Source organism: Microcoleus sp. Pol7_B2 (assembly GCF_036701035.1).
In the GTDB taxonomy this organism is placed as follows: domain Bacteria; phylum Cyanobacteriota; class Cyanobacteriia; order Cyanobacteriales; family Microcoleaceae; genus Microcoleus.
Window position 1 is genome coordinate 1 of record NZ_JAUBQB010000168.1, and the last position, 2869, is coordinate 2869.

At 46.0% G+C, this 2869-nt stretch carries 3 protein-coding genes; 2 read left to right on the forward strand and 1 reads right to left on the reverse strand.

Annotated features, from left to right (window positions below; all coding sequences use genetic code 11):
• Window positions 1-183 precede the first annotated feature (183 nt).
• Together QUA57_RS28275 and QUA57_RS28280 are read left to right on the forward strand one after the other, a co-directional pair.
• Window positions 184-507 carry a hypothetical protein gene (locus tag QUA57_RS28275; RefSeq protein WP_333065107.1) on the forward strand — a complete coding sequence of 108 codons (324 nt, stop codon included), beginning with the start codon at window positions 184-186 and terminating at the stop codon, window positions 505-507.
• Entirely contained in the window at window positions 504-1667 is a 1164-nt protein-coding gene (locus tag QUA57_RS28280; protein ID WP_333065109.1) for a hybrid sensor histidine kinase/response regulator, read from the forward strand. Before QUA57_RS28275 ends, QUA57_RS28280 begins: the two co-directional genes overlap by 4 nt.
• 81 nt (window positions 1668-1748) lie before the next feature.
• Here the strand turns inward: QUA57_RS28280 and QUA57_RS28285 are convergent, their stop codons facing one another.
• On the reverse strand, window positions 1749-2426 hold the full coding sequence (locus QUA57_RS28285) for a response regulator transcription factor (protein WP_333065111.1): 678 nt from the start codon (window positions 2424-2426) through the stop codon (window positions 1749-1751).
• Between the last annotated feature and the right edge of the window lie 443 nt (window positions 2427-2869).

Sequence of the window (2869 nt, forward strand, 5' to 3'; positions counted from 1 at the left end):
CACGCTAACTTACTCTCCATTTTTGGAAACAATACCTAATTTACCAGGGTTTGAGCCTTAACTGAACCGTATTGGATTAGTCCTGACGAAATTCTGAGGTTTCCTCAAGGCAAGTGCGTCATCACTTCACCGGCCTACGCAACGGGAACGGAAGCTTTATTTCCCTACCCTCTCAAGATTCCGGTGCGGCCCGGCGACATAAAACGAGCCAAAGAGTCTGAAGAACTGTGGGACAGCAGCATCAGACCGCAGCTTGAAAGGCGGGCGAAAGCTTTGTCAGTAGAGCAGCAGACGGGTAAACTGCTCAATATAGATGAAGAGCTGGATCAGCGGATTCGATTCGCTTACCAATTGCTGCCACATCCGAACGATCCAGAAGAACCCGTGACTGTGGCTGATGTTAAGTCGCCTGTTAATGCTGCTGGTGCGAACAGCGCGGCTGAGAAAATAGCGGTTGGCAATATTCGGAAAAAACTCAAAACTCTGTCCTTTGGTGGCGATAGATGATGGAGCAAACTAAACAATTTTTGGCTGACATTTTGATTGTTGACGATATTCCCGCTAACATTCAACTACTCTCTCAATTGCTAATTGAAAACGGTTACAAAGTCAGGAAGTTGATTAGTGGAGAGCGAGCTTTAAAAGCAGTAGAGTTGCAAGCGCCAGACTTGATTTTGCTAGACATAAAAATGCCCGGTATGGATGGTTATGAAGTCTGCCGTCAACTTAAAGCATCTGAAGCTACTTGTGATATCCCTATAATTTTCATCAGCGCTTTAGATGACGTATTTGACAAAGTAAAAGGGTTTGAGGCGGGCGGTGCTGACTACATTATAAAACCTTTTGAGCCTGTTGAAGTGTTGGCGCGGGTATCTGCCCAACTTAAAATGCAGCGCTTGCAGCAGCAACTTCGCTGCGCTAACGTGCAATTGGCTGCACAAAATGTTCAGCTAAGCCAGGAAATTCAAGAAAGACAGCAAGCAGAAGCCAATTTAAGAATGCTGTTGCACGCTGTTTCGCACGATTTGCGATCGCCTCTATCAGGAATGTCGCTACTGCTGCGAAGTCGCCTCAATGATGCTGGCAGCAACATTGTTATTGATAGGCGAACTATGGAGGTTATGGTGCAAAGTTGTTCGCGCCAACTCCAGTTGATTGAGTCACTAACAGCAACACAACAGTTTGATGTGAAAAGTGCTTCTTTAGCCATGAAGCCGCTGTCGCTGCCCACTTTAGTCCAAAATATTCTTATTGAAAGATTACCAATTCTCAACCAGCATCGAGTCAAGGTTAAGCAGCTTTTTGCAGCAGATTTGCCTTTAGTCAATGCTGATGCCCAGCAGCTCTGGCGGGTGTTTGGCAATCTGATCGACAATGCTGTTAAATACAATCAGTCTGGGTTTATTTTGACTGTAGAAGCTAAAAAGGAAGGTGAGAGGGTTCGCTGTACGGTTGCAGACAATGGGGCAGGAATTTCTCCTCAGCAATGTGCAAGATTATTCGAGCCTTATACGAGGGGAGTTGGAGTTAGTTTAAGGCAAGGATTGGGATTGGGACTTTACATTTGCAGGCAAATTGTTGAGGCTCACGGCGGAGAGATTGGCGTTGATAGCGAATTAGGAAAAGGAGCGAGGTTTTGGTTGACATTGCCAAAGTTTGAAGATTGACAAGATGCCATAATTTGCTACGCGATAGCTACGCCTCAAAAACCACTTATTTTAGAACAATTAGAAGCTGCATTCCAACGGCTAAGCCAGCCCCAAACGCAGTGCTTTAACGGCAGCCTGGGTGCGATCGCTCGCTTCAAATTTAGCTATAATCATCTCTACATGACCTTTGGCGGTGTGGACGCTCATTCCTAGTTGAGCAGCGATTTGTTTATTGCTTTTACCCTCAACTAGCTGCTGCAAAACCTGCATTTCCCGTTCTGTCAGCTTGATGTCGTCATTCGCATAGCTATCGGGCAGTGGCGTTTTGAGATTTTGCAGCACGCAGTCGGCAATCTTAGGGTCTAGGTAACTGCCACCTTCTTGCACAGTCGTAATCGCTGCTAGAAGTTGTTCTGCGTTAGTGCCTTTAACGCAGTAGCCGTGAGCGCCGCTGGACAAAGCCGCCATAACCTGAGTTGGATTGCTGTGGTGGGTGAGCATCAGGATACGAGTATTGGGCAGTGCGGCTCTGATTTGCTGCGCGGCTGCAATACCGTCGATTCCGGGTAAGTCAATGTCCATCAGCACGATGTCTGGTTGGTGTTGCAGTGCAGCACTGAGGGCTTCGTTGCCGTTAACAGCTTGTGCGACAACTGTTAAATGGGGTTGGTTATTGAGGATATGCTGTAGACCGAGCTGCATCATCGGGTCATCTTCAACTATCAGGATGGTTTTTAGTTGGCTTGTTTTTGGTTGGGTGGCGGTAGTTGCAGTCACGGCTAAGATTCCTACTACATTTTATCCATAGTCTATTGTTTTTCCTCATATTAAAGAGTGTCATCCTCCTATGGAGAGAAGAAAAGTATTGATTTTTGGGCAATTTCGTCGGAAGGTGGATGTCTCTCGATAGGAGGATGGTAATAAAGTCGATTCTCCCGAGTTTTAGGTGATCAGAAAAATTCTAGTGATGCGGCCCGAAAAGCCCGCGCGAGAGGCTCACACTACCGTTCCCACCACAAATCCAGAAGAGCTATACACAGTCTGAACAGATTATATCGACACTTCGTTGACTTCATCCAAATTGATTTCATCCAAATTGATTTCATCCAAATTGATAGCTGTTGCTACTTCCTTCGGTTGAGGTGTTACAGCACTTCCGGATGTTATGAGGTACAGTAGCAGCAATTAGCAAACCAGTTTTTGAGATGTTTGGGATTCAT